Origin of the sequence: Streptomyces sp. NPDC087845 (assembly GCF_044742755.1) — a bacterium.
In the GTDB taxonomy this organism is placed as follows: Bacteria; Actinomycetota; Actinomycetes; order Streptomycetales; family Streptomycetaceae; genus Streptomyces.
Genome location: NZ_JBIUVC010000051.1, coordinates 1 through 2,146 on the forward strand (window position 1 = coordinate 1; position 2,146 = coordinate 2,146).

At 63.2% G+C, this 2,146-nt stretch carries 1 protein-coding gene and 3 pseudogenes; 1 reads left to right on the forward strand and 3 read right to left on the reverse strand.

Annotated elements, in window-relative coordinates:
• Positions 1–100: pseudogene (locus ACIOMQ_RS41385) on the forward strand (IS5/IS1182 family transposase); the annotation flags it as partial.
• An 84-nt stretch (positions 101–184) separates the two neighbouring features.
• On the opposite strand, the pseudogene ltrA reads toward ACIOMQ_RS41385, so the two are convergent.
• From ltrA to ACIOMQ_RS41400, 3 genes and pseudogenes are all read right to left on the reverse strand, one after another.
• A pseudogene (gene ltrA, locus ACIOMQ_RS41390) lies at positions 185–1,279 on the reverse strand (group II intron reverse transcriptase/maturase); the annotation flags it as partial.
• Positions 1,280–1,291: 12 nt separating this feature from the next.
• Positions 1,292–1,444, reverse strand: a complete 153-nt coding sequence (locus tag ACIOMQ_RS41395) for a hypothetical protein (RefSeq protein WP_402192895.1) — start codon at positions 1,442–1,444, stop codon at positions 1,292–1,294.
• A 592-nt stretch (positions 1,445–2,036) separates the two neighbouring features.
• Positions 2,037–2,146, reverse strand: a pseudogene (locus ACIOMQ_RS41400) (IS5/IS1182 family transposase); the annotation flags it as partial.

Here is a 2,146-nt window from a genome sequence, read left to right on the forward strand (position 1 = left end):
CGAGGGCATCGAGCTGCGGTTGGACGCCACCGAGGTCCAGGTCCGCCGGCCCCCGGCCGGCCGCGGCGGGCGCCGTGCGTTCGTCTCGGGCAAGAGTCGAGTAGCCGAGGGGAGTCTCACCCCTCGGCTCTCACAGAACCGTGCGTAACAGTCGCCCGTTACACGGCTCTTGTCGTTCTGGTCATCAGACCGGCACGGCGTCCACAGACAGGCGCCAGTGCGCGAACATGCGGGGGTATCGCCGAGCGATCTCCTGCATCTTCGAGTACGCCCTCTGCTGGGCCGCGAGCCGCTTGTACTTGTTACGGATCCAACGCACCAAGTAGGTGTTGACGCGCGCCAGGAAGGGGTTCAGCTCCCAGGGCCGGAAATGGCCGTAGTAGTTGATCCAGCCCCCGATCACAGGATTCATCCTGCGTGCGAGCTCGTTGAAGGTCAGATCTGCACGTCGATGCAGTCGCCAGGACCGCGCCTCCCGACCGATCCTCGTCAGGGCCTCCCTGCTGATCCCCGGCTCGAACGACAGAAACTGCTGGCTGTGTCGATTCCGGTTCTTCCGAGCGCGGAACGTGTATCCGAGGAAGGTAAACGCCGTGTGCTCGAAGGAGCGCCGGCGGCTGCCGTCCTTGCAGTAGACGATCCGGGTCTTGTCCGGGTGCAGCCGCAACCCGACCTCGACCATCCTGTCCGTGAGCGCGGCCAGCACCTCGCGGGCCTGTCGCTCGGTGACGCAGTGCAGCACCGCGTCGTCCGCGTAGCGCTCGAACCAGACGGACGGGAACTCCCGTTCCATCCACATGTCGAACGCGTAGTGCAGGAACAGGTTCGCCAGAACGGGAGAGACCGGCGCCCCTTGAGGCGTTCCGCACTCCCGCTCCACCAGGGAGCCGTCGGGCATGACGAGCGGGGCGGCGAGCCACCTCCGCACATACAAGTTCACCCAAACAGCGTCAGTGTGCGCGGCCACCGCCTTGACCAGCAGGCCCCAGGGCACGCTGTCGAAGAACTTGGCGATGTCGAACTCGACCACCCAGTCCCGTCGCCAGCTACGCTCCCTGCATTTTCCCACCGCGTCCAAGGCAGACCGTCCGGGCAGATATCCATAGCTGTCCGGATGGAAAACTTGCTCCACCCTTCGCATCAGATGCCGGGCCACGACGGTCTGAGCCACCCGGTCGGCAACAGCGGGAATGCCGAGCATTCTCGTGCCGCCGCCATGCGGCTTCGGAATGGCCACCGCTCGCACCGGAGGCGGAAAGTACGAGCCCGACGACATGCGGTTCCAGACCTTTTACAGGTTTCCCTTGAGATCCTTCTCGAAGTCGTCGACGCTCTGCCCGTCCACTCCAGGCGCACCTTTATTAGCCTTGACTTCCTCCCACGCCTCCTTGACTTCCCACTTCGAGATCTCAAACGGTTTGGTCGATGACTTCAACTGGCTCATCGCACTCCTCCCAGACGCTGTCCGGTTGATGTGATCAACTCAGTCACGAACGACCCGGCCCCTTCGCTCCGCCCCCGTTACAGGGGCTTCAGCACTACTACGAGCCGGTCCGCCAGCAGGTACCGCATCGGTACTCGACCCCTCACGGTGTCTTCCGCTTGGGGCACTCCCTCTCGCCGCCGCCGCACGACGGCAGTGTCGGACCTGCCTTCTCCTGTTCCATGTGAAAGCCGCAGACCGGGCTCACGTCGCCTTCATGCCGGACACCACCTGGCCAATAGACGGGCACCCGCCAAGCTCATCCCGAAGTCGCTTCTACACCCCGGTTTTGATGTCGTCTGTTGTTCTTTCGACACGTCAGCAGCGATTCACTTGCGTTCGTCTTCCCGATCCCCACCTGACGCCTCTTACGACGCCTTTTCCTCATCGCTCACCACGACAGTCATTAGCTAACGCAGCATGAGACGGTTTGAAGCCTCCCCCCGCAGGGCGACTTCGAAGGGCCAAGACCTTCATCTTCCACACAGCACCATGATCGGAAGCTGTCCTACAACCAACTCCTAATTCATGCTCAGGACACACAGAAACAGAACACGATGAAGGCAACCATCGTGTTCTGTTTCTTCTTGCCCGAGACGAACGCACGGCGCCCGCCGCGGCCGGCCGGGGGCCGGCGGACCTGGACCTCGGTGGCGTCCAACC

Excerpts from the sequence above, each read along its gene's own strand:
- ACIOMQ_RS41395 (WP_402192895.1), bottom strand. The coding sequence starts at position 1,444 with ATGAGCCAGTTGAAGTCATCGACCAAACCGTTTGAGATCTCGAAGTGG.